This is a genomic window from Salmonella sp. SAL03688 (assembly GCF_046551895.1).
Classification (GTDB): domain Bacteria; phylum Pseudomonadota; class Gammaproteobacteria; order Enterobacterales; family Enterobacteriaceae; genus Salmonella; species Salmonella enterica.
This window is the reverse complement of record NZ_JBGDVI010000003.1, coordinates 287196-309077: the sequence shown is the minus strand read 5'-3', so window position 1 is coordinate 309077 and position 21882 is coordinate 287196. Positions and strand designations below refer to the sequence as shown.

The window sequence follows — 21882 nt, the reverse complement described above, 5'->3', positions numbered from 1 at the left end:
GATCTCAATATGCGTCCAGCAGGCCGTAGCGCTAATCAGGTGCGTCCCGTAACCCTGACCCGTAACTATACAAAACACGCTGAAGGCTCGGTACTGGTCGAATTTGGAGATACCAAAGTGTTGTGCACCGCCTCCATTGAAGAGGGCGTTCCACGTTTTCTGAAAGGACAAGGCCAGGGGTGGATCACCGCAGAGTATGGCATGTTGCCTCGCGCTACCCATACCCGTAACGCGCGCGAAGCGGCAAAGGGTAAGCAGGGCGGTCGTACTATGGAAATTCAGCGTTTGATCGCGCGTGCGCTGCGTGCGGCGGTCGATCTGAAAACGCTCGGCGAATTTACCATTACGCTGGACTGCGATGTAATCCAGGCCGATGGCGGTACGCGTACAGCGTCTATTACCGGCGCCTGCGTGGCGTTGGCGGATGCGCTGAATAAATTGGTTGCCAACGGTAAGCTGAAAACCAATCCGATGAAAGGCATGGTGGCGGCGGTTTCCGTAGGCATCGTTAACGGCGAAGCGATCTGCGATCTGGAATATGTTGAAGATTCCGCCGCAGAAACCGACATGAACGTCGTGATGACTGAAGACGGCCGCATTATTGAAGTACAGGGTACCGCGGAAGGCGAGCCGTTCAGCCATGAAGAACTTCTCACTTTGTTGGCGCTGGCCCGAGGGGGAATTGAATCCATTGTGGCGACGCAGAAGGCGGCGTTAGAAAATTGATTTTAAGGCGACTGAAAAGTCGCCTTTTTTTTGTCCGTAAATTTCGTAAATGATGAAAGTAAGAAAAGGAGCGAATCCATGAAACCGTATCAGCGCCAGTTTATTGAGTTTGCGCTTAACAAGCAGGTACTAAAGTTTGGCGAGTTTACGCTGAAATCCGGGCGCAAAAGCCCCTATTTCTTCAACGCCGGGCTGTTTAATACCGGGCGCGACCTGGCGTTGTTAGGCCGTTTTTATGCCGAAGCGCTGGTGGATTCCGGTATTGAATTTGATCTGCTGTTTGGCCCCGCGTACAAAGGTATTCCGATCGCGACGACGACGGCGGTTGCGCTGGCGGAACATCACGATAAAGACCTGCCGTACTGCTTTAACCGCAAAGAGGCAAAAGATCATGGCGAAGGCGGGAGTCTGGTGGGCAGCGCGCTACAGGGCCGCGTGATGCTGGTGGATGACGTGATTACCGCAGGTACGGCGATTCGCGAGTCGATGGAGATTATTCAGGCGCACGGGGCTACACTGGCTGGCGTACTGATTTCGCTGGATCGTCAGGAACGTGGCCGCGGCGAGATTTCCGCGATTCAGGAAGTGGAGCGCGACTATGGCTGTAAGGTTATCTCCATCATTACGCTGAAAGACCTGATTGCCTATCTGGAAGAAAAACCTGATATGGCTGAGCATCTGGCGGCTGTGCGAGCATACCGGGAAGAATTTGGCGTGTAAGCGAATTGCCCGGTGGTGCTTTACCGGGCCTATGTTTCTGTCGCCTGGATAAGGCGTGATCCACTATCCAGTCAGCGTTACTGTAGCTGAGCGGCAATGAGCGGCCAGCGGGCGTCGAAATCGTCCGTTGGGCGGTATTTAAATTCGCTACGCACGAACCGTGAAAGCATACCTTCACAGAAGGCTAACAGCTGGCTTGCCAGCAGATTTTCATCCGTCGTGTAGCCTTCGCCTTCACGCATTCTTTTTTCTCGTAGCACTTGGCGGAGCTGCGCTTCGATGCGTTCAAAAAGCTGATTAATGCGCCCCTGCAGGCGATCCTGTTCAAACATCAGCGCGTGCCCGGTAAGAATGCGCGTCAGGCCAGGGTTGCGTTCGCCAAAACCCAGAATCAGCAACACAATCAGGCGCAAACGCGTGCTGGTGTTTTTTTCATCTTTTAAAATCAGATTGATACGGGTAATCAGACTATCTTCGATAAACTCAATCAGGCTATCGAACATGCGGGTCTTGCTGGGAAAATGGCGGTATAGCGCCGCTTCGGAAACGCCGACCGAAGCCGCCAGTTTTGCCGTCGTGATGCGTTGGCTTCCATCGCTGGATTCAAGCATCAGCGCCAGTGACTGAAGTATTTCTTCGCGACGATTCCTTTTCGCAGTTTGTTTTTCTGCCATGTTACAAAATACCCCTGAAAATAAGCACTTGCCAGGCGAGCACCCACGCTATAACCGCAAACTCAGCGCTTGCGGCAGTATTATGACGTTATGGGGATGCGTAAAATTTACTTACGGCCAGAATGACCGAAGCCGCCCTCGCCACGTTCGGTGGCGTCAAATGCTTCCACCAGATTAAATTCGGCCTGAACGACCGGAACAAACACCATTTGCGCGATACGTTCGCCCGGTTCAATGGTAAAACTGTCCTGACCACGGTTCCAGATCGAAACCATCAGTTGCCCCTGATAATCGGAATCAATCAGCCCGACCAGGTTGCCCAGCACGATACCATGTTTATGGCCCAGGCCAGAACGCGGCAACATGACTGCCGCCAGTGATGGATCGGCGATATGAATGGCCAATCCGGTAGGCACCAACGTCGTTGCGCCAGGCGCCAGTTCTACGGCGTCGTCGAGACAGGCGCGCAGGTCAAGCCCGGCAGAACCAGAAGTAGCATAAGTCGGCAGCGGAAACTGCTGACCAACACGCGGGTCCAGAATCTTAACGTCGATTTTTTTCATCATAACGGGTCACGATCTCGTCGAGTAATAATTGGCCCAGGAGTTCTTTTCGCTCAAGCGGTAAGACTTTATCTCCATCCTGCCAGAAAAGGTGTAAAGCGTTTTTATCGCTATTAAATCCTTGATTTGAAAGTGAAACATCATTTGCACAAATCAGGTCAAGGTTTTTACGGATACGTTTTTGCCGGGCGTATTCTTCCACATTATTCGTTTCCGCGGCAAACCCAACAACGTAGGGTCGATTGTCACTGAGTGCGGCCACCCCGGCGACAATGTCCGGGTTTTTGACCATTTTTATTAGTAATTCATCACCTTGCGCCGCCTGTTTTTTGATTTTTTCACTGGCGATAGTCTCTGCGCGATAGTCAGCCACGGCGGCGCAGCTAATGAAAATGTGCTGCTGTTGAACGGCGGCCTGAACAGCGGCTTCCATGTCCAGCGCGGTTATGACATCAACCCGTTTTACAAAAGGCGGCGTCGGTAACGAAACGGGACCGGAGACCAGCGTGACATTTGCGCCGCGACGCGCGGCGGCCGCCGCAATAGCGAAGCCCATTTTACCTGAGCTGTGGTTGGAAATATAACGCACCGGGTCGAGCGGTTCGCGCGTCGGGCCTGCCGTAATCATGATATTAAGATGTCGCAGATCGTTGACGGCGGCGAAATGCGCGGCGGCCTTATCAACGATAACTAATGGGTCCAGCATTCGGCCTGGGCCTACGTCGCCGCACGCCTGACTGCCGCTATCCGGCCCCCAAATGAACAGGCCGCGAGAGGCGAGCACCTCCAGATTATGTTGCGTGGCGGCAGCGCGGTACATCTGTTGGTTCATGGCCGGAAGCACGGCCACCGGGGCTGGCGTCGCCAGGCAAATGGTGGAGACTAAATCATTAGCCATACCCGATGCTACACGGGCGATCAGGTCGGCGGTCGCGGGGGCAAGAATCACCAGGTCGGCCCATTTCCCCAACTCGATATGCCCCATCGCGGCTTCAGCGGCAGGGTCAAGCAGACTGTCGGATACGGGATAGCCCGACACTGCCTGTAAGCTCAGGGGGGTAATAAAGGCTTTTGCCGCCTCGGTCATTGCCACGCGCACGTCAGCGCCGCGCTCACGTAAACGGCGCACCAGCTCCGGCGTTTTATACGCAGCGATACCGCCGCTAACGCCGAGAACAATTTTTTTACCGGCCAGGCTCATCATGTCTTTCCTGTTGGGTGACTTTGAAAGGCGGCTATTTTATCACAATCTCTACGGCGTCGTGTCTTTGCCTGCGCTCCACTTTGCGAGGCGCTACGCAAGAACAAAATCGGGGCGTCGATCTCTCCCAAAGGCTGTGCCACTATGCCGCTTCCTTAAAAAAGGAGGTGCGCGTATGGATACGTTGGACGAATTATTACCGCGTGAAAAAATGCTCAGATCCGGCATTGCTTCCCTCAGCGACGTGGAGTTGCTGGCGCTTTTTTTACGTACCGGCACGCCGGGAAAAGATGTTATGACGTTGGCAAAAGAGATATTGCAGCACTTTGGGTCGCTGTATGGCCTGCTGTCGGCGGACTTTGCGCAGTTTCGTGGCGTAAACGGCATCGGCCTGGCGAAATTCGCGCAGTTGAAAGGCATTGCTGAGCTGGCAAGGCGCTATTACAGCGTGCGCATGAATGAGGAAAGTGCGTTGCTGAGTCCGGAAATGACGCGGGAATTTCTGCAAAGCCAACTGACGGGCGAAGAGCGTGAGATCTTTCTGGTGATCTTCCTCGATGCCCAGCACCGGGTGCTTCAGCACAGCCGCCTGTTTTCCGGCACGCTTAACCACGTAGAGGTGCATCCGCGTGAGATTGTTCGGGAAGCGATTAAACTCAATGCTTCAGCGGTCATTCTGGCGCATAACCACCCTTCAGGCTGCGCAGAGCCAAGTAAAGCAGATAAACTTATCACTGAGCGCGTGATAAAGTGTTGCCAGTTTATGGATATCCGGGTGCTCGATCACCTGATAATTGGGCGCGGAGAGTACGTTTCTTTTGCCGAACGCGGCTGGATTTAAGATTCTTTGCGCGATCCATCGGGATCTTTGTCTGTTCGGGACTTGAGCATATCGCCGGGTCAGCGTATACTACGCCACCTTTGAGAATCTCGGGTTTGGCATTTGGGCCTGGCAATCGAGAGTTCAATAGAACTGCGCGATGACCAGGCTGTAAAGCCTGACGAGGCGCCGATACCCCATACGAAGCTCGAGCTAATTTGATTTTTGGAGAATAGACATGTCCCGAGTCTGCCAAGTTACTGGCAAGCGTCCGGTGACCGGTAACAACCGTTCCCACGCACTGAACGCGACTAAACGCCGTTTCCTGCCTAACCTGCACTCTCACCGTTTCTGGGTTGAGAGCGAGAAGCGTTTTGTCACCCTGCGTGTATCTGCTAAAGGTATGCGTATCATCGATAAAAAAGGCATCGAAACAGTTCTGTCTGAACTGCGTGCCCGTGGCGAAAAGTACTAAGTACTAAGAGGAAATAAATCATGGCTAAAGGTATTCGTGAGAAAATCAAGCTGGTTTCTTCTGCTGGTACTGGTCACTTCTATACCACTACGAAGAACAAACGTACTAAACCGGAAAAACTGGAACTGAAAAAATTCGATCCAGTTGTCCGTCAGCACGTGATCTACAAAGAAGCGAAAATCAAATAATTCTCGCTTTGATGTAACAAAAACCTCGCTTCGGCGGGGTTTTTTGTTTTCTGGCCGTCCCCATATTAATGAGACCTGCCACACAGCCGGAGACGTTATGCCTGAATTACCCGAAGTTGAAACCAGCCGCCGGGGTATTGAACCCCATTTAGTTGGCGCTACTATCCTGCACGCCCATATCCGTAACGGCCGTCTGCGCTGGCCGGTTTCAGATGAAATTTATCGTCTGAGCGATACACCCGTCCTTAGCGTTCAGCGTCGTGCTAAATATTTACTGCTGGAGCTGCCTGACGGCTGGATAATTATTCACCTGGGGATGTCGGGAAGCTTGCGGATACTGTCGGAAGCGCTGCCGGCGGAAAAGCACGACCATGTCGATTTGGTGATGAGCAATGGCAAAATTCTACGTTATACCGATCCTCGCCGCTTTGGCGCCTGGTTATGGACCAAAGAGCTGGAAGGGCATAACGTACTGGCGCATCTGGGACCGGAGCCGCTAAGCGATGAGTTTAATGGCGAATATTTGCAGCAGAAATGCGCGAAGAAGAAGACGGCGATTAAACCCTGGCTGATGGATAACAAGCTGGTGGTCGGCGTGGGGAATATCTACGCCAGCGAGTCGCTGTTTGCCGCTGGTATTCACCCTGACCGCCTGGCGTCGTCACTCTCGACAGAGGAGTGCGACCTGCTGGCACGGGTGATTAAAGCCGTTTTGCTGCGCTCTATTGAACAAGGCGGGACAACGCTGAAGGATTTTCTGCAAAGCGATGGGAAACCGGGCTATTTTGCGCAGGAGTTGCAGGTGTACGGGCGCAAAGGCGAGCCGTGTCGGGTATGCGGTACGCCGATAGTCGCAACGAAACACGCACAGCGTGCGACGTTCTATTGCCGTCACTGTCAGAAGTAAAACGCCAGGCCCGGCAAGGAAGGAAACTTATTTCAACTTATCCATTAGCGCCTGATGCACATTGTCCGGCAGAAAGTGGGTCACATCGCCCTGATGGCGTGCCACTTCTTTGACCAGCGACGATGAAATAAACGACCACTCTTTGGACGGCATCAGGAAAACGCTTTCCAGTTGCGGCATCAGATGGCGATTCATATGCGCCAACTGCATTTCATATTCAAAATCCGCCACCGCGCGCAGACCACGAATCAGGATATTCGCCTGTCTGTCGCGGGCGAAATTGGCCATCAGGTCGCTAAAGCCCACCACCTCTACGTTACCCAGGTGTGCGGTCGCTTTTTGCGCCAGCGCCACACGTTCGTCCAGGGTGAACATGGGTTTCTTGCCGGGGCTGGCGGCGATAGCCAGAATGACATGGTCGAACATCTGCGTTGCGCGCGTCACAATATCGAGATGACCGTTAGTAATCGGATCAAACGTACCTGGATAAATCGCCCGTTTTTGCATGACAGTCCTCAATGCGTTTTCGGTGGCAGATAAGGTTCCAGCAGTTGCAGCAGACGCTGGAGCGCGCCCTGATTTTGATACAGCACTTCAACTGCGTGACGTCCGTAGAAATTACGATAATCAGCGTCGGTCAGTAAAGAGGAAACTTCTTTTGCCAGCGTAGCCGCATCGGTAATCGTGATAAGTCCGCTCGCCTGATCCAGACGGGCGCAAATATCTTTAAAGTTAAAGGTATGCGGACCCATCAGTACCGGAATCGCATGAGCGGCAGCCTCCAGCGGGTTATGACCGCCGCGTTCAACCAGCGAACCACCAACAAAGGCGAGATCGGCAATGCCATAGAGCAACATTAATTCGCCCATGGTATCGCCTACCACGACCTGGGTGCTGGCGGACGGCACTTCGCCCGAAGAGCGAGTGATGTAGCTTAACCCTGCCTGACGCACAAGATTGATAGCATCCGGGAAACGCTCCGGATGGCGGGGCACCAGAATCAGTAATAAATTCGGGAATTGATGTAATAACGCCTGGTGAGCGGCGATAACGATACTCTCTTCGCCATCGTGGGTGCTGGTGGCAATCCAGACCGGACGGTGCGGCGCCCACTGGCGGCGTAGCGTAACGGCTTTAGCCGCCAACTGCGGCGTAACTGAAATATCAAATTTCAGACTGCCGGTGACCGTGACCTGATTGTTCTTCGCGCCCAATGCCACAAAGCGTTCGCCATCTTCTTCGTTTTGCGCGGCAATCAGGGTGATACGGCGCAGGAGCGTACGGACAAACTTGCCAAGCTTCGCATAACCCGCGGCGGAGCGGGCGGAAAGCCGCGCATTAGCGATAACCAGCGGAATATGACGTTTGTGCAGCGCAGCAATCAGATTTGGCCAGAGCTCAGTCTCCATGATCAATACCAGCTTAGGATCAATCTTATTGAGGAAACGATTGAGCGCATCGGGCAAATCATAAGGCAAGTAAACGTGCTGAACATCGTTGCCAAAGGCGGACTGGACGCGCTCCGAGCCGGTCGGCGTCATAGTCGTTACGGTAATAGGCAGATCGGGATAGCGATGACGTAGAGCGCGGACCAATGGGATGGCCGCCAGAGTTTCGCCCACCGAGACGGAATGCAGCATGATTCCGCCCGGTTTCAACGGACGGCGGTAGAATCCGTAGCGTTCACCCCAGCGCTTACGATAGGCCGGCGCTTTACGTCCACGCACCCAAAGCCGTATCCAGATCAGAGGCTGAATAAGGTAGAGAAGAGCGGTGTAAAGCAATTCGAGCATAGTAAATAGCTGACTTATGGATGTGCTGGGGATTCTATGTATTTAGCCTGGGCTTTACCATTACTTTTCCCATTTTTGCGCCAAATTGGCTCAGAAGGGAGGATTCCAGGCGCTGAACCCCATTATTTTTGCATTTTTACGCAATCCATTGAAATTTGCCGCCCTTGTCGCCCCAGACAATGGGAATGACCATTCACAAGAGGGGGATAAATTATTATCTCTTTGAATTTATAATTAAAAAAATGATTGTGTATAAAAATTATTCGTATCGGATTGCTGCGAAAGAAGTGTTACACTAGCGCATCTAAAATGAGTGCGGTATTAGCCATCGGGTTGCTGTGAAGCCTGGGGCGGTAGCGTGCTTTTTTCTGCTTATTTATCCGGACAATTTCAACCAAAGAGTCGCTTGTGGAAAAGCCATTTCGAAGAATTCTGATTATAAAAATGCGTTTTCATGGAGACATGTTACTTACCACTCCTGTCATCAGCACGCTGAAGCAGAATTATCCCGATGCAAAAATCGATGTGCTTCTTTACCAGAACACCATACCGATATTGTCGGAAAATCCGGAGATTAATGCACTCTACGGCATCAGTAACAAAGGCGCAGGAACAAAAGAGAAGATCAAAAACGCGCTATCGTTAATCAAAAAATTGCGTGCTAACTCGTATGATCTGGTCGTCAATCTCACCGATCAGTGGAGCGTGGCGCTTATTGTGCGTTTTTTAAACGCAAAAATAAAAATCTCGCAAGATTTCGGTAATCGTCAGTCTGCTTTATGGAAAAAAAGCTTTACACATTTAGTACCTTATGCGGGAGAACATGCTGTTGAGCGCACATTATCCGCGCTAAAGCCGTTAGCGCTAAAACAGTATGTCACGGAAACCACCATGAGCTATCGCCCGGAACATTGGGAAAACATGCGACAACAGCTCAAACAACTTGGTGTGACCCGACAATATGTTGTTATTCAGCCTACGGCACGGCAGCTATTTAAGTGCTGGGATAATGATAAATTCTCGCAGGTTATTGATGCCGTGCAGCGCCGCGGTTATCAAGTTGTACTGACGTCAGGCCCGGCCGCAGACGAGATGGCCTGCGTGGATGCTATTGCACGCGGCTGTGAGACAAAACCGGTTACTGGTCTGGCGGGTAAAACTCGCTTTCCTGAATTGGGCGCATTGATTGACCATGCGGATCTCTTTATCGGCGTTGATTCGGCCCCCGGTCATATTGCCGCAGCAGTCAAAACGCCGGTCATTTGTCTTTTTGGCGCGACGGATCATGTATTCTGGCGTCCCTGGACCGACGACATCATTCAGTTTTGGGCAGGAAATTATCAGCCGATGCCTGAACGGCATGAGCTTGATCGTAATAAAAAATACCTTTCCGTGATTCCGGCTGAAGATGTTATCGCCGCGACGGAAAAAATGCTGCCGCATGAGGCACGCCCCATAGATTTGGACAGCCTGCTATGAGAGTTGCCTTTTGCTTATATAAATATTTTCCTTTTGGCGGTCTGCAGCGTGATTTTATGCGTATTGCTCAAACCGTGGCGGCGCGAGGTCATCAGGTTCGTGTTTATACTCAGTCATGGGAAGGGGAATGCCCGGATAACTTTGAATTAATCCGCGTGCCGGTTAAATCCCGGACGAACCACGGTCGTAACGCAGAATATTATGCCTGGGTGCAACACCATTTGCGCGACCACCCTGTCGATCGGGTGGTTGGATTCAATAAGATGCCGGGCCTTGATGTGTATTACGCCGCAGACGTGTGTTACGCCGAAAAAGTCGCCCAGGAAAAAGGATTTTTCTATCGCCTGACATCACGCTATCGGCATTATGCTGCTTTTGAACGCGCCACGTTTGAACACGGCAAGCAGACACAACTATTAATGCTGACGAATAAGCAGATTGCTGACTTCCAAAAACATTATCAGACTGAAGCGGAGCGTTTCCAGATTCTTCCTCCGGGGATTTACCCGGACAGAAAATATAGCCAACAGATCCCGAACAGTCGTCAAATTTATCGTCAGAAAAATGGTATCTCAGAACAGCAAAAATTACTGTTGCAAGTAGGGTCTGACTTTACCCGTAAAGGTGTGGATCGCTCTATTGAAGCGCTGGCATCGCTACCCGAATCTTTACGGCAAAATACGGTGCTCTATGTTGTCGGGCAGGATAAGCCGAAGAAGTTTGCAGCACTGGCTGAAAGAAGCGGCGTCGGCACGAATGTACATTTTTTCTCTGGACGTAATGATATCGCGGAGTTAATGGCGGCAGCCGACCTTTTACTGCACCCAGCCTATCAGGAAGCTGCTGGTATTGTTTTGCTGGAAGCCATTACTGCTGGTTTGCCGGTGCTGACAACCGCGGTGTGCGGTTATGCACATTATATTGTGGATGCAAACTGTGGCGAAGCGATGACTGAACCATTCCGCCAGGATGCGCTAAATGAGGTTTTACTCAAAGCGCTGACACAGCCTTCCTTACGCAACGCCTGGGCTGAAAATGCGCGGTATTATGCTGATACCCAGGATTTATACAGCTTACCGGAGAAGGCCGCGGATATTATTACAGGTGATTTAGATGGTTGAGCTGAAAGCGCCGTTAACCACACTATGGCGCGGTAAAGATGCTTTTGAGGAAGTAAAAACGTTACAGGGCGAAGTGTTCAGAGAGCTGGAGACGCGTCGAACATTGCGGTTTGAGCTGGACGGTAAAAGCTACTTCCTGAAGTGGCATAAAGGCACTTCGCTGAAAGAAATTGTGAAGAACCTGATTTCGTTACGTATGCCTGTTCTGGGCGCTGACAGAGAATGGCACGCCATTCATCGTCTACATGAGCTGGGCGTTGATACGATGCACGGCGTTGGTTTTGGTGAAAAAGGCGTAAACCCGCTAACCAGAACATCATTTATTATCACCGAAGATTTAACGCCTACCATTAGCCTTGAAGACTACTGTGCTGACTGGGCTGTTAATCCACCGGACGCGCAGGTGAAGTGGATGATCATTAAGCGTGTTGCGACTATGGTACGTAAAATGCACGCCGGGGGAATTAACCATCGCGACTGTTATATTTGCCACTTTCTTCTGCATTTACCTTTCACTGGTCGCGAAGAGGATTTAAAAATCTCCGTAATCGACCTGCATCGCGCGCAGATACGCCAGCGCGTTCCCCTTCGCTGGCGTGACAAAGATTTAATTGGGCTTTATTTTTCTTCAATGAATATTGGCCTGACTCAGCGAGATATATTCCGGTTTATGCGTGAGTATTTCTCTCTCCCCCTGCGAGAGATTTTGCAAAAAGAATCGGGGTTGATTCATCAGGCAGATGTTAAAGCCGCTCGAATTAAAGAAAGAACAATAAGAAAAAATCTTTAATATAAAAATCATATTTTTAAATAGCTTAGAGGCTATATGTTTCTATTCATATGCATGACTAATTTGCAATTATTGATTGCACGGTCAATTATAGAAAAAGAGCGGTTGAAAAAAGTTGATGTTTTATTTATTGGCGATGTAGATAACGTAAAAAATCAGTACTATTTAAAAAAAATTCAGCCGTTATGTCGGCACTCAGAGATCGTCCCGCAGGTAGCAAAATTTTCGACATTTAAAACGATTCAAAGAACACGGTATGCTAAAAAAATCATGGAAAAGTATGCCAGAGAATATCATACCGTTTTCTTCGCGAATTTTCATGTCCCGCTTATACACCATATTTTATCTTGTATCACTTTTTCTGAAATAAAAACCTTTGATGATGGTACAAATAATATCAATCAGAAAAGTATAATGTATGAAAATAAGAATATAAACGCCACATCGAAGTTAATACGAAAGCTGATGGGGCGTAAATATCATAAAGATGAAATATTAAAGTTAGACGCAAAACATTATACTCTATTTCCTAATAGAACCAACATAATTGAAAAGACCGAAGGAATTATATTGGTACACCATAACGGTCTTCCTGATACGAATAATGGCTTTAAAAAAGTATTATTGGGAACTGTATATACTGATGCGTTAAAAAATAAAGAAGATGAGTGTGTTTTTCTTCAGCATCTTCAGCGGTTTATTAAAAAAGAAGCGGTCGATATATATATTCCTCACCCTCGATATGACTCTCATCAGTTTAATGGTGTATTGAATGTTAACTCTGAAATGATAGCCGAGGACATTATTTTAGAATATCTGGAGCAAGGGATATCATTAGAGATATATGGGTTTAATAGCACAGTTCAGTATAACCTAAATAATATCTCAACTATCAAAAACTATAAAATAACCAGCCCTTTTCTAAAAGATAGCTTTAATCATGGACTGGGGTTCGATTTTAATCAGGTCTCAGTATAAATATAGTGTTGATTGGGTTTGTTCTTACAGAATTTTAAAAGTGAAGGAAGCCGAATAACATGAGTGTCAGCAAATGGTGACTTCATTGAAAATAGCATTTATAGGCGAAGCGGTATCTGGTTTTGGAGGGATGGAAACCGTTATTAGCAACGTTATCCATACGTTTGAAAATAGCTCTCCGAAGATCAACTGTGAAATGTTTTTCTTTTGTCGTAATGACAAAATGGATAAAGCATGGCTAAAAGAGATTAAATATGCGCAATCATTCTCAAATATAAAATTAAGTTTTCTTCGTCGAGCTAAGCATGTTTATAATTTTAGTCAGTGGCTGAAAGAAACGTCACCGGATATTGTGATATGTATTGATGTCATCTCATGTCTTTATGCCAATAAAGCACGAAAGAAAAGTGGTAAACATTTTACTATTTTCTCGTGGCCGCATTTTTCGCTCGACCATAAAAAACATGCAGAATGTATAACGTACGCGGATTATCATCTGGCCATCAGTAGTGGTATTAAAGAACAGATGATGGCACGGGGTATCTCAGCGCAAGATATTAGCGTCGTTTATAATCCTGTCTCTATTAAAACAATCATTGTGCCGCCGCCTGAGCGCGATAAACCCGCTGTATTTCTCTATGTAGGGCGTCTTAAATTTGAAGGGCAGAAAAGAGTTAAAGATCTATTTGATGGCTTAGCTCGTACGACAGGGGAATGGCAGCTACATATTATTGGTGATGGCTCAGATTTTGAAAAGTGCCAGGCCTATAGTCGGGAGCTTGGTATTGAGCAGCGTGTGATCTGGTATGGTTGGCAAAGCGAGCCGTGGCAAGTCGTACAGCAAAAAATAAAAAATGTCACCGCGTTACTACTTACCTCTGCATTTGAGGGATTTCCTATGACCCTGCTGGAAGCAATGTCATATGGAATTCCGTGTATTAGTTCTGATTGTATGTCTGGTCCGCGCGATATGATTAAACCCGGCTTGAATGGTGAGCTTTACACCCCGGGGGCTATAGATGATTTTGTAGGACACCTTAATCGCGTTATTTCTGGTGAAGTAAAATATCAGCATGATATTATTCCCGGCACGATTGAGAGATTTTACGATGTGCTATATTTTAAAAATTTTAATAATGCAATATTCTCGAAATTACAAAAGTGATCACTATGAGCAGAAAATATTTTGAAGAAGAAGTCATTCAACAGACTTTAGATTATAACTATGCACAACATAGTGATGCTGATAAATTTAATATAGCTTATGGGATTGATAAAAACTTTCTTTTTGGCTGTGGTGTCTCTATTGCATCGGTTCTCCTCGCTAACCCAGAGAAGACGTTAGCTTTCCATGTTTTTACCGATTTCTTTGACTCTGAAGACCAGCAGCGATTTGAGGCATTAGCAAAACAGTACGCTACGCAGATTGTTGTTTACCTAATCGACTGTGAGCGCTTAAAATCGCTACCCAGTACCAAAAACTGGACCTATGCAACATACTTTAGATTCATTATCGCCGATTATTTTTCAGATAAAACAGATAGAGTACTTTATCTGGATGCAGATATTGCATGTAAGGGGAGTATTCAGGAACTTATTGATCTTAATTTCGCTGAAAATGAGATTGCTGCTGTCGTTGCTGAAGGCGAGTTGGAATGGTGGACTAAGCGCTCGGTTAGCCTGGCAACGCCTGGGCTGGTTTCTGGCTATTTTAATGCTGGTTTTATTTTAATTAACATACCTCTTTGGACCGCAGAAAATATCTCTAAGAAAGCGATTGAAATGCTAAAAGATCCGGAGGTAGTACAGCGCATAACGCACCTTGATCAGGATGTATTAAATATATTGTTAGTGAATAAAGCGCGTTTTGTTGATAAAAAATTTAATACACAATTTAGCCTTAACTATGAATTAAAAGATTCAGTTATTAATCCAGTCGATGCTGAGACTGTATTTGTTCATTATATCGGGCCAACGAAGCCCTGGCATAGTTGGGGGGCTTACCCTGTGTCACAATATTTTTTACAGGCTAAGAGCAACTCACCATGGTCTCATTGTGCACTTTTAAATCCAGTCACTAGCCATCAGTTACGTTATGCGGCAAAGCATATGTTTAATCAGAAGCATTATACTTCGGGTATAAATTATTATATAGCCTACTTTAAACGTAAACTTCTTGAATAAAACCTATAGGTGATGTAATGGATTCATTTCCTGAGATAGAAATAGCTGAATATAAAGTTTTTGATGAAAGTAATAATAATGATGATAACGTATTAAACATTTCTTATGGCGTTGATGAAAACTATCTTGATGGTGTGGGGGTATCAATCGCTTCAGTTGTATTAAACAATAATATCCCGCTCGCTTTTCACATTATTTGTGATTCATACTCCCCGTGTTTTGTAAAATATATAGAGCGTTTAGCCGTACAGCATCACATAAAAATTTCTCTTTATCTTATTAAAGTAGAAAGCCTTGAGGTATTGCCTCAAACTAAAGTATGGTCGAGAGCAATGTATTTTCGTTTATTTGCTTTCGATTACCTCAGCAAGAAGGTAAACACCTTACTTTATTTGGATGCCGATATTGTATGCAAAGGATCTTTGCAAGATCTTTTACAGCTTGATCTGACAGAGAAGATCGCTGCGGTCGTAAAAGATGTTGATTCCATCCAGAATAAGGTAAATGAGAGATTAAGCGCTTTTAATTTACAAGGTGGTTATTTTAACTCCGGCGTGGTTTTTGTTAACCTGAAATTATGGAAAGAGAATGCCTTAACCAAAAAGGCATTTTTACTTTTGGCAGGTAAAGAGGCTGACTCTTTTAAATATCCCGATCAGGATGTTTTGAATATTCTCCTACAGGATAAAGTCATTTTTCTACCGCGACCGTATAATACTATTTATACTATCAAAAGTGAGTTGAAAGATAAGTCACATAAAAAATATAGCAATATAATTAATGATAATACTATTTTAATTCATTATACGGGCGCTACAAAACCATGGCATGCCTGGGCAAATTATCCTTCAGTTATCTATTATAAAAATGCACGACTGAATTCGCCCTGGAAAGATTTTCCCGCAAAAGATGCGCGTACCATAGTTGAATTTAAGAAGCGATATAAACATCTTCTCGTGCAAGGTCATTACTTTAAAGGCCTTCTGGCTGGAAGCGCATATCTTTATCGTAAAATTTTCCACAAATAATTTCCTTCCCTAAATCTCCATTATGATTATTGAAAAAAAGGTTAAAAACTATACCGTCTTTGTCAAAAAAGACGGTGAAAAATACATTGAGATATTCAAAGATTTTCTATCTTATAATCATCAGATTATTAAAGTCTTCCGTAATATAGAAGATACAAAAGTTGTATTGATTAATACAGACTACGGAAAATATATTCTCAAAGTATTTAGTCCAAAAGTAAAAAATACTGAACGATTTTTCAAATCGTTAGTAAAAGGAGATTACTACGAAAAGCTTTTTCATCAGACAGATCGTGTGCGGCGTGAAGGGTTTGCGGCGCTTAATGATTTTTACCTGCTGGCGGAAATTAAAACATTACGCTATGTAAAAACATACGTGATGATAATTGAGTATATTGAAGGTATTGAACTTGTGGATATGCCAGAAATTTCTGACGAGGTGAGAGGGAAAATCAAACAGTCGATATATTCCCTGCATCAGCATGGTATGGTTTCGGGCGATCCCCATAAAGGTAACTTTATCCTGCAAGGCAATGAGATCAGAATTATCGATTTGTCCGGAAAAAGACCTTCCAGGCAACGAAAAGCAAAGGATCGTATTGATTTAGAAAGACATTATGGTATCAAAAATAATGTGAGAGATATCGGATTTTACTTATTGATTTATAAGAAAAAACTTCGAAATTTCCTTCGTCGTATTAAGGGTAAGGAAAAGCGCTGACCAATGTAGCACGTTTGGTTTAATTTAAGGGGCTGACTGACTTTTATTTGCTGCAGCGTTATGACATACTTGAGAGGATTTGAGATGTAATATTAGTTATTGAATATAACATTTATTTATAGGTTGCATGATAAACATACGAGTTTTTTATGGGCAGCGTTAATTTCATAACTCACGCCGATGTTCTGCAACTTATTGCGAAAAGAACGGCTGAAGATTGTATTATTTTTCTTTCTGGTCCTACGTCCAGAAAGACGCCGCTGTCCTTGTTACGAATGAAAGATGTCATTGCAGTCAATGGTTCTATTCAATATTTGCTAAACAATAACGTCAAGCCATTTTTGTACCTTCTGACGGATGTTCGCTTCCTTCATCGCCGGCGCGAAGATTTTTATAACTTTAGCCGTAACAGTCAGTTTACTATCGTCAATCTTGATGTGTACGAACAGGCTTCAGTAGATGATCAAAAATATATTGAAGAAAACTGTTTAATTATTCGCTCCTTTTATCGCCGAGAAAAAGGGGGCTTTTTAAAGAAAATTAAATTTAATATCCTCAAGCGGGTTCATAAAGCATTACTTATTTCAGTTCCTCTTTCGAAAAGAGGACGACTGGCTGGATTTTGCAAGGATATCAGCATCGGCTATTGCTCTTGCCATACTATTGCTTATACCGCTATTCAGGTTGCCTATTCCCTCAAGTATAGCCGTATTATATGTTCTGGGCTTGACTTAACAGGCAGTTGCCCGCGTTTCTATGACGAATCTACCAGCCCTATGCCATCTGAGCTTAGTAAAGACCTGTTTAAAATACTGCCATTTTTTACTTTTATGAGAAAAAATGTGAGTGATTTAAATATCTTTAATTTATCAGATGATACTGCAATTCATTACGATATTATTCCATATATTACAGCCTCGGAACTTGAGGATGAAATATATTACGATAAAATTGTCTAGACACTAGATAAATCATTATTTTGCGTTGCTTTGGCACGCATTTCTTTTTCTATAACATTTCTTTTTCTATAAAGTTAACTATTCTGGATTATAGCTATTATGATTAAAAAAATCATATTTACTGTTACTCCTATATTTTCAATTCCTCCTCGTGGCGCGGCTGCGGTAGAAACCTGGATTTACCAGGTTGCAAAACGACTATCAATACCGAGTGCTATTGCTTGTATAAAAAATGCTGGCTATCCTGAATATAATAAAATAAACGATAACTGTGATATTCATTACATTGGGTTTAGTAAAGTTTATAAGCGTCTTTTTCAGAAATGGACTCGTCTCGACCCACTACCCTATTCCCAGCGCGTCCTTAATATTAGAGATAAAGTGACTACCCAGGAAGATAGCGTCATTGTTATTCATAATAGTATGAAACTGTATCGGCAGATCAGAGAGCGCAATCCGAATGCAAAACTGGTTATGCACATGCATAACGCATTTGAACCAGAACTTCCTGATAACGATGCAAAAATTATCGTGCCCAGTCAGTTTCTTAAAGCGTTTTATGAAGAAAGATTGCCCGCCGCTGCTGTTAGTATTGTGCCTAATGGTTTTTGTGCTGAGACTTATAAAAGAAACCCACAAAATAACCTCCGTCAGCAATTAAATATTGCGGAAGATGCCACCGTTCTCTTATATGCCGGGAGAATTTCGCCTGATAAAGGCATCCTGTTGCTTTTGCAGGCGTTCAAAAAATTACGTACCTTAAAAAGTAATATTAAACTTGTCGTTGTTGGCGACCCTTATGCAAGCCGCAAGGGTGAAAAAGCTGAGTATCAAAAGAAAGTACTGGACGCCGCAAAAGAGATTGGAACGGATTGTATTATGGCTGGGGGGCAATCTCCCGACCAGATGCATAACTTCTATCATATAGCCGATCTGGTTATTGTGCCATCTCAGGTTGAAGAAGCATTTTGCATGGTAGCTGTAGAAGCGATGGCAGCAGGAAAAGCGGTTCTTGCCAGCAAAAAAGGGGGGATTAGCGAATTTGTGTTAGATGGCATAACGGGCTATCACCTCGCAGAACCTATGTCGAGCGACAGTATAATTAATGATATTAACCGTGCGCTTGCTGATAAGGAACGCCACCAGATTGCCGAAAAAGCAAAATCCCTGGTGTTTTCAAAATACAGTTGGGAAAATGTAGCGCAGCGTTTCGAGGAACAAATGAAAAGCTGGTTTGATAAGTGATTGAGTCCGGACGATGGAAAACGCGCTGATACCGTAATAAGTATCAGCGCGTTTTTTTATCTATTTCTTAGCGCCAGCAGAAAACCGGTAATGATACCAATTTGAGCAATATCGACCTGTTCAAAATTGCCACGAACGATATAAAAACCGACGAAAGATAAAAATAGCAAGAGATGAGCATTATAGGGGCTTATCTCTACTTTCCTGAAGGTAGAGCTGGCTGTTTCCCTGATGATAGCGCCATATAAATAGGCCAGGCTCGCCAGACCCAATATGCCTGCACTAAACCAGATGTACAGAATGGTATTATGCGGACCGATAGATTCTTTAAAGGTCCACGTTGGATAATCGATAACGCGTTTATTATAAACACCATCATACACATCATTACCATAGCCGTAGCCCTTGATCGGGTTTTCCTGAATCAGTATCCACGCGGTGCCCTGGGTTCCGTTAGTATAACGATATGAGCTATCTGTCTGCTGTAATTTATACAGTAAATGTTCTGGGTCTGGTTTGTTATTATGTTGAGTGATAACCAAAGCGCCGATAATGGCTAATAAAATGGCACCAACTCCTATTAACTTCCATTGGCGGTTCAGTATTGCCCACAGAACACCTACTATAAGCACCGCCAACCATGCCCCTCGCGATAGGGTTCCCAGGATAAAGAAAAGGTAGATAGCGCTAAGCACCAAAAAAACCAACTTAATTGCATTTTTTCTAAACAGCCAAATATTCAATAATGCTGGAAATAAGAAAACCATGGAGTCGGACATATGTCGATGCGCATAGCTTATGAATGGCATAATCCCTTTATTATAGTCCTCGATATACAGAATACTCTCTGCAAGGCAGCGAAGCCCTAAACTTGTTAAAAAGGAGAAAAGTACTATTTTCGAAACCGTTTCTTTTGTTTCATCTTTTAATAGTACGGGAATTAATAAAGTATATAATAAGAAACCCTCCAGTACCGTATTTTCAAATTCCTTGAAACTTCCTTTCATATCTGGCGATATGAGTATGGAATAAACAAGGATTAATGATAATACTGCTACGCTATAAAATACGCTATTTTTGAAAAGAGGGGGGAAACTTTTCGGTGAGCGTGAGACCTGATAAATCGCGGTGATAATCATAAGTATGATTATCAAATGTTTATAACGCGTAATACCATCCAGAAAATACGTAGCAACAAAAAGAAAAACCAGCGCTTTATTCCAGATCGGTTTCCATTTCTCTTTATTTAACGTTAATGATGTGGTTAGCATCTTTTCTCCACAATAGGTTTGGGATGAGACAGAGTCTCTTTAATGAATCTTTCCAAATACGCTTGTGGCATCTAAATTCGCCAGGTTCTGTTCTGGTGAGCAGCATGCCATTTGGTTCTTCCCATAACCTCCAATTAACCCAGGGTCCGTTGGGCCATATAGCGTAATATTCGGTCTGTCGAGCGCGGCGGTGAGATGGCTCAGGCCGGTATCAACCGATACGACAAATTTTGCGCCAGCCAGCACTCTGGCGACCTCCTCCAGGCTCATGCGCGGTAACACATCCACATAGTCAAAGCCTTCGGCCAGTCGTTTAGCACGGGCCTCCTCATGAGGCGCGCCCCAGGGAAGTTTTATCCGTAATCCGGTGTTGCCCACCAGGCCGATAAGCTCGCGCCAGTTTGCTTCCGGCCAGTGTTTATCATCGCGGGTCGTGGCATGTAAAAACACCGCATACGGATCGCTAACCGCCTGCTGGCAATGCAGAAAATGTTTTGCGATGGCATAATCGCCCTGCGACTGTGGTTTATCGTATCCCAGGCTTTTGGCGAACAGCTCGCGCGTCCGTTCAACCGCATGTTGTTGCTTTGCGATATGGTGTTTACGGTTATAGAACAGGCTGGCCAGCGGTTCGCGGGCGGTACTCCAGTCCATACCATGCTTTATCCCATGCGCCAGACGCGTCACCAGCGCCGCGCTTTTTACCAGCCCCTGCGCATCAATCACAGCGTCGTATTGGTATGCGCATACCGCCCGATGAAAGGCTGTGCGTTCCGCTTTAATGGGCGCGGAAAACCAGGCCTTGCGCCAACGGCGAATAGCGACGGGAATCACGCGATCGACAGCACTGTGCCAGGATGGAATTTGCGCAAACCCTTCTTCGACAACCCAATCAAATTGAATCCCCGGAATCGCCTGTTGCGCGTCGGTAAGCGCAGGCAGGGTATGTAATACGTCGCCCATCGATGATGTTTTAACGATCAAAACCCGCATTAAACGCCCTCTTCCGACAACAGCGAATGAAGCTCTTCCAGAACCCGCTGCGGCGTGATATCGATCAGGCTCTGGTGATAGCCTTGCGCCGTATCGCCTTTACGCACTTTGTGATAACCCGTAATGAGACGAATCACCCGGGCCTTATGAGACAGCGGTGGCGTGAAATCCGGGCTACTTGGGCCATACAAGGCGACCAGCGGGCGGTCGAGCGCCGCCGCGACGTGCATCAGTCCGGAATCGTTGGTGACGATGGCTTTACAGGCGGCTATCAGAATGACGGCCTGTTCCAGCTGGGTTTCCCCCGCCAGGTTGCGACACCATGCCTGCTGCTCGCTATTCAGCGCCGCCAGGATCTCATTTCCGGCTTCATGGTCTTTTGCCGAGCCAAACAGTACGACCTGATACCCTTCGTTAATGAGCTGCTTTGCCAGTTCGGCGTAGTGATAGTGCGGCCAACGTTTTGCCGGGCCAAATTCCGCGCCGGGGCAAAAGCCGATCAGAGGACGTTCAGAAGATAGTGAAAAGTCGCTGCACATCAGCGACTTTTCACCCTCGCTAACCTGGAGCTGTGGCCAGAGTAGCGGCTGCGGCAGATCTTTCGCCGTGCGCATCACGCCCTTGTCATAGGCCAGCGCCACGTAGCGCTCCACCATCAGCGGCCAGGCGTCTTTATCAAGGACGCGCGCATCGTTCAGCAGGCCATAGCGCATTTCGCCGCGCCAGCCGGTACGGTGCGGGATATTGGCAAAGAAAGGAACCAGCGCCGATTTAAACGAATTTGGCAGCACCCAGGCGCGATCGTAGCGCTTCTCACGCAGGCTATGGCCCAATCTACGGCGCTCGCCGATTTCCAGCGCGCCGTGGCCCAGCGGCATGGGTATCGCCTCGTTAACTTCCGGCATACGCGATAACAACGGACGACACCAGGCTGGCGCCATCACGTCGATTATCGCCTGGGGATAGCGCGCTTTAAGCGTGCGATAGAGACTTTGCGACATCATCATGTCGCCCACCCAGGACGGGCCAATGACCAAAATTTTCAT

The 21882-nt window shown here is 46.4% G+C and carries 24 protein-coding genes; 16 read left to right on the top strand and 8 right to left on the bottom strand.

Features of this window, described 5'->3' with window-relative positions:
* Positions 1–9: 9 nt before the first annotated feature.
* Entirely contained in the window at positions 10–726 is a 717-nt protein-coding gene (gene rph, locus ACLJR2_RS04895) for a ribonuclease PH (RefSeq protein ID WP_001247078.1), read from the top strand.
* A 78-nt stretch (positions 727–804) separates the two neighbouring features.
* A complete protein-coding gene (gene pyrE / locus ACLJR2_RS04890) occupies positions 805–1446 on the top strand; it encodes an orotate phosphoribosyltransferase (RefSeq protein WP_000806167.1) in 642 nt (213 codons plus the stop codon).
* A 77-nt stretch (positions 1447–1523) separates the two neighbouring features.
* Here pyrE and slmA read toward each other — a convergent pair whose 3' ends face one another.
* The 3 genes from slmA to coaBC form a co-directional block, all read right to left on the bottom strand.
* Positions 1524–2120 carry a nucleoid occlusion factor SlmA gene (gene slmA / locus ACLJR2_RS04885; RefSeq protein WP_000818607.1) on the bottom strand — a complete coding sequence of 199 codons (597 nt, stop codon included), beginning with the start codon at positions 2118–2120 and terminating at the stop codon, positions 1524–1526.
* 107 nt (positions 2121–2227) lie between these two features.
* Positions 2228–2686 (bottom strand): dUTP diphosphatase, encoded by a 459-nt coding sequence (gene dut / locus ACLJR2_RS04880; protein ID WP_000976078.1) that lies wholly within the window; start codon positions 2684–2686, stop codon positions 2228–2230.
* Positions 2664–3884: a bifunctional phosphopantothenoylcysteine decarboxylase/phosphopantothenate--cysteine ligase CoaBC gene (gene coaBC, locus ACLJR2_RS04875; protein WP_000050176.1), complete on the bottom strand. Its 1221-nt coding sequence runs from the start codon at positions 3882–3884 to the stop codon at positions 2664–2666. The genes dut and coaBC overlap by 23 nt, the downstream gene beginning before the upstream one ends.
* Before the next feature lie 175 nt (positions 3885–4059).
* Here coaBC and radC point away from each other — a divergent pair, with 175 nt between their 5' ends.
* The 4 genes from radC to mutM all read left to right on the top strand — a co-directional run bounded on the left by radC (position 4060) and on the right by mutM (position 6274).
* Positions 4060–4725, top strand: coding sequence for a RadC family protein (gene radC / locus ACLJR2_RS04870; protein WP_000380129.1), 666 nt, complete (start codon positions 4060–4062; stop codon positions 4723–4725).
* Positions 4726–4942: 217 nt separating this feature from the next.
* Positions 4943–5179 carry a 50S ribosomal protein L28 gene (rpmB, locus tag ACLJR2_RS04865; RefSeq protein ID WP_001519051.1) on the top strand — a complete coding sequence of 79 codons (237 nt, stop codon included), beginning with the start codon at positions 4943–4945 and terminating at the stop codon, positions 5177–5179.
* Between the two features lie 20 nt (positions 5180–5199).
* Complete coding sequence (rpmG, locus tag ACLJR2_RS04860; protein WP_001051798.1) at positions 5200–5367, top strand: 50S ribosomal protein L33; 168 nt, start codon at positions 5200–5202, stop codon at positions 5365–5367.
* Between the two features lie 97 nt (positions 5368–5464).
* On the top strand, positions 5465–6274 hold the full coding sequence (mutM, locus tag ACLJR2_RS04855) for a bifunctional DNA-formamidopyrimidine glycosylase/DNA-(apurinic or apyrimidinic site) lyase (protein WP_001114515.1): 810 nt from the start codon (positions 5465–5467) through the stop codon (positions 6272–6274).
* 27 nt (positions 6275–6301) lie between these two features.
* On the opposite strand, the gene coaD is transcribed toward mutM, so the two are convergent.
* Positions 6302–6781, bottom strand: a complete 480-nt coding sequence (gene coaD, locus ACLJR2_RS04850) for a pantetheine-phosphate adenylyltransferase (RefSeq protein WP_001171884.1) — start codon at positions 6779–6781, stop codon at positions 6302–6304.
* A gap of 8 nt (positions 6782–6789) precedes the next feature.
* Complete coding sequence (gene waaA, locus ACLJR2_RS04845) at positions 6790–8067, bottom strand: lipid IV(A) 3-deoxy-D-manno-octulosonic acid transferase (RefSeq protein ID WP_000891582.1); 1278 nt, start codon at positions 8065–8067, stop codon at positions 6790–6792.
* 408 nt (positions 8068–8475) lie between these two features.
* Here waaA and rfaQ point away from each other — a divergent pair, with 408 nt between their 5' ends.
* From rfaQ to ACLJR2_RS04795, 10 genes are all read left to right on the top strand, one after another.
* A complete protein-coding gene (gene rfaQ / locus ACLJR2_RS04840; RefSeq protein ID WP_001522125.1) occupies positions 8476–9546 on the top strand; it encodes a lipopolysaccharide core heptosyltransferase RfaQ in 1071 nt (356 codons plus the stop codon).
* A complete protein-coding gene (locus ACLJR2_RS04835) occupies positions 9543–10667 on the top strand; it encodes a glycosyltransferase family 4 protein (protein WP_001261585.1) in 1125 nt (374 codons plus the stop codon). Before rfaQ ends, ACLJR2_RS04835 begins: the two co-directional genes overlap by 4 nt.
* Entirely contained in the window at positions 10660–11457 is a 798-nt protein-coding gene (rfaP, locus tag ACLJR2_RS04830; RefSeq protein ID WP_000229830.1) for a lipopolysaccharide core heptose(I) kinase RfaP, read from the top strand. Before ACLJR2_RS04835 ends, rfaP begins: the two co-directional genes overlap by 8 nt.
* 105 nt (positions 11458–11562) lie before the next feature.
* Positions 11563–12435 (top strand): glycosyltransferase family 52, encoded by an 873-nt coding sequence (locus tag ACLJR2_RS04825; RefSeq protein WP_227490999.1) that lies wholly within the window; start codon positions 11563–11565, stop codon positions 12433–12435.
* Positions 12436–12520: 85 nt separating this feature from the next.
* Positions 12521–13600, top strand: coding sequence for a lipopolysaccharide 1,6-galactosyltransferase (waaB, locus tag ACLJR2_RS04820; RefSeq protein ID WP_023201726.1), 1080 nt, complete (start codon positions 12521–12523; stop codon positions 13598–13600).
* Positions 13601–13605: 5 nt separating this feature from the next.
* The gene (gene waaO / locus ACLJR2_RS04815; RefSeq protein WP_000088489.1) at positions 13606–14619 is read left to right on the top strand and encodes a lipopolysaccharide 3-alpha-galactosyltransferase; all 1014 of its coding nucleotides are present in this window, start codon (positions 13606–13608) and stop codon (positions 14617–14619) included.
* A 17-nt stretch (positions 14620–14636) separates the two neighbouring features.
* Positions 14637–15647, top strand: a complete 1011-nt coding sequence (gene rfaJ / locus ACLJR2_RS04810; RefSeq protein WP_000376860.1) for a lipopolysaccharide 1,2-glucosyltransferase RfaJ — start codon at positions 14637–14639, stop codon at positions 15645–15647.
* 22 nt (positions 15648–15669) lie between these two features.
* Positions 15670–16368 (top strand): lipopolysaccharide core heptose(II) kinase RfaY, encoded by a 699-nt coding sequence (gene rfaY, locus ACLJR2_RS04805; protein ID WP_000582812.1) that lies wholly within the window; start codon positions 15670–15672, stop codon positions 16366–16368.
* A gap of 149 nt (positions 16369–16517) precedes the next feature.
* Positions 16518–17327: a 3-deoxy-D-manno-oct-2-ulosonate III transferase WaaZ gene (gene waaZ / locus ACLJR2_RS04800; RefSeq protein WP_106086753.1), complete on the top strand. Its 810-nt coding sequence runs from the start codon at positions 16518–16520 to the stop codon at positions 17325–17327.
* Between the two features lie 99 nt (positions 17328–17426).
* On the top strand, positions 17427–18572 hold the full coding sequence (locus ACLJR2_RS04795) for a lipopolysaccharide N-acetylglucosaminyltransferase (protein WP_000591835.1): 1146 nt from the start codon (positions 17427–17429) through the stop codon (positions 18570–18572).
* A 56-nt stretch (positions 18573–18628) separates the two neighbouring features.
* On the opposite strand, the gene rfaL is transcribed toward ACLJR2_RS04795, so the two are convergent.
* Genes rfaL through rfaF form a run of 3 tightly spaced genes read right to left on the bottom strand, consistent with a single transcriptional unit; the run spans position 18629 to position 21882 of the window.
* Positions 18629–19843 (bottom strand): O-antigen ligase RfaL, encoded by a 1215-nt coding sequence (gene rfaL, locus ACLJR2_RS04790; protein WP_000958440.1) that lies wholly within the window; start codon positions 19841–19843, stop codon positions 18629–18631.
* Between the two features lie 39 nt (positions 19844–19882).
* The gene (gene rfaC, locus ACLJR2_RS04785) at positions 19883–20836 is read right to left on the bottom strand and encodes a lipopolysaccharide heptosyltransferase RfaC (RefSeq protein ID WP_001264614.1); all 954 of its coding nucleotides are present in this window, start codon (positions 20834–20836) and stop codon (positions 19883–19885) included.
* A complete protein-coding gene (rfaF, locus tag ACLJR2_RS04780) occupies positions 20836–21882 on the bottom strand; it encodes an ADP-heptose--LPS heptosyltransferase RfaF (protein WP_000699202.1) in 1047 nt (348 codons plus the stop codon). The genes rfaC and rfaF overlap by 1 nt, the downstream gene beginning before the upstream one ends.

Excerpts from the sequence above, each read along its gene's own strand:
- rph (WP_001247078.1), top strand. The coding sequence starts at position 10 with ATGCGTCCAGCAGGCCGTAGCGCTAATCAGGTGCGTCCCGTAACCCTG.
- pyrE (WP_000806167.1), top strand. The coding sequence starts at position 805 with ATGAAACCGTATCAGCGCCAGTTTATTGAGTTTGCGCTTAACAAGCAG.
- slmA (WP_000818607.1), bottom strand. The coding sequence starts at position 2,120 with ATGGCAGAAAAACAAACTGCGAAAAGGAATCGTCGCGAAGAAATACTT.
- dut (WP_000976078.1), bottom strand. The coding sequence starts at position 2,686 with ATGATGAAAAAAATCGACGTTAAGATTCTGGACCCGCGTGTTGGTCAG.
- coaBC (WP_000050176.1), bottom strand. The coding sequence starts at position 3,884 with ATGAGCCTGGCCGGTAAAAAAATTGTTCTCGGCGTTAGCGGCGGTATC.
- radC (WP_000380129.1), top strand. The coding sequence starts at position 4,060 with ATGGATACGTTGGACGAATTATTACCGCGTGAAAAAATGCTCAGATCC.
- rpmB (WP_001519051.1), top strand. The coding sequence starts at position 4,943 with ATGTCCCGAGTCTGCCAAGTTACTGGCAAGCGTCCGGTGACCGGTAAC.
- rpmG (WP_001051798.1), top strand. The coding sequence starts at position 5,200 with ATGGCTAAAGGTATTCGTGAGAAAATCAAGCTGGTTTCTTCTGCTGGT.
- mutM (WP_001114515.1), top strand. The coding sequence starts at position 5,465 with ATGCCTGAATTACCCGAAGTTGAAACCAGCCGCCGGGGTATTGAACCC.
- coaD (WP_001171884.1), bottom strand. The coding sequence starts at position 6,781 with ATGCAAAAACGGGCGATTTATCCAGGTACGTTTGATCCGATTACTAAC.
- waaA (WP_000891582.1), bottom strand. The coding sequence starts at position 8,067 with ATGCTCGAATTGCTTTACACCGCTCTTCTCTACCTTATTCAGCCTCTG.
- ACLJR2_RS04835 (WP_001261585.1), top strand. The coding sequence starts at position 9,543 with ATGAGAGTTGCCTTTTGCTTATATAAATATTTTCCTTTTGGCGGTCTG.
- rfaP (WP_000229830.1), top strand. The coding sequence starts at position 10,660 with ATGGTTGAGCTGAAAGCGCCGTTAACCACACTATGGCGCGGTAAAGAT.
- waaO (WP_000088489.1), top strand. The coding sequence starts at position 13,606 with ATGAGCAGAAAATATTTTGAAGAAGAAGTCATTCAACAGACTTTAGAT.
- rfaJ (WP_000376860.1), top strand. The coding sequence starts at position 14,637 with ATGGATTCATTTCCTGAGATAGAAATAGCTGAATATAAAGTTTTTGAT.
- rfaY (WP_000582812.1), top strand. The coding sequence starts at position 15,670 with ATGATTATTGAAAAAAAGGTTAAAAACTATACCGTCTTTGTCAAAAAA.
- waaZ (WP_106086753.1), top strand. The coding sequence starts at position 16,518 with ATGGGCAGCGTTAATTTCATAACTCACGCCGATGTTCTGCAACTTATT.
- ACLJR2_RS04795 (WP_000591835.1), top strand. The coding sequence starts at position 17,427 with ATGATTAAAAAAATCATATTTACTGTTACTCCTATATTTTCAATTCCT.
- rfaL (WP_000958440.1), bottom strand. The coding sequence starts at position 19,843 with ATGCTAACCACATCATTAACGTTAAATAAAGAGAAATGGAAACCGATC.
- rfaC (WP_001264614.1), bottom strand. The coding sequence starts at position 20,836 with ATGCGGGTTTTGATCGTTAAAACATCATCGATGGGCGACGTATTACAT.
- rfaF (WP_000699202.1), bottom strand. The coding sequence starts at position 21,882 with ATGAAAATTTTGGTCATTGGCCCGTCCTGGGTGGGCGACATGATGATG.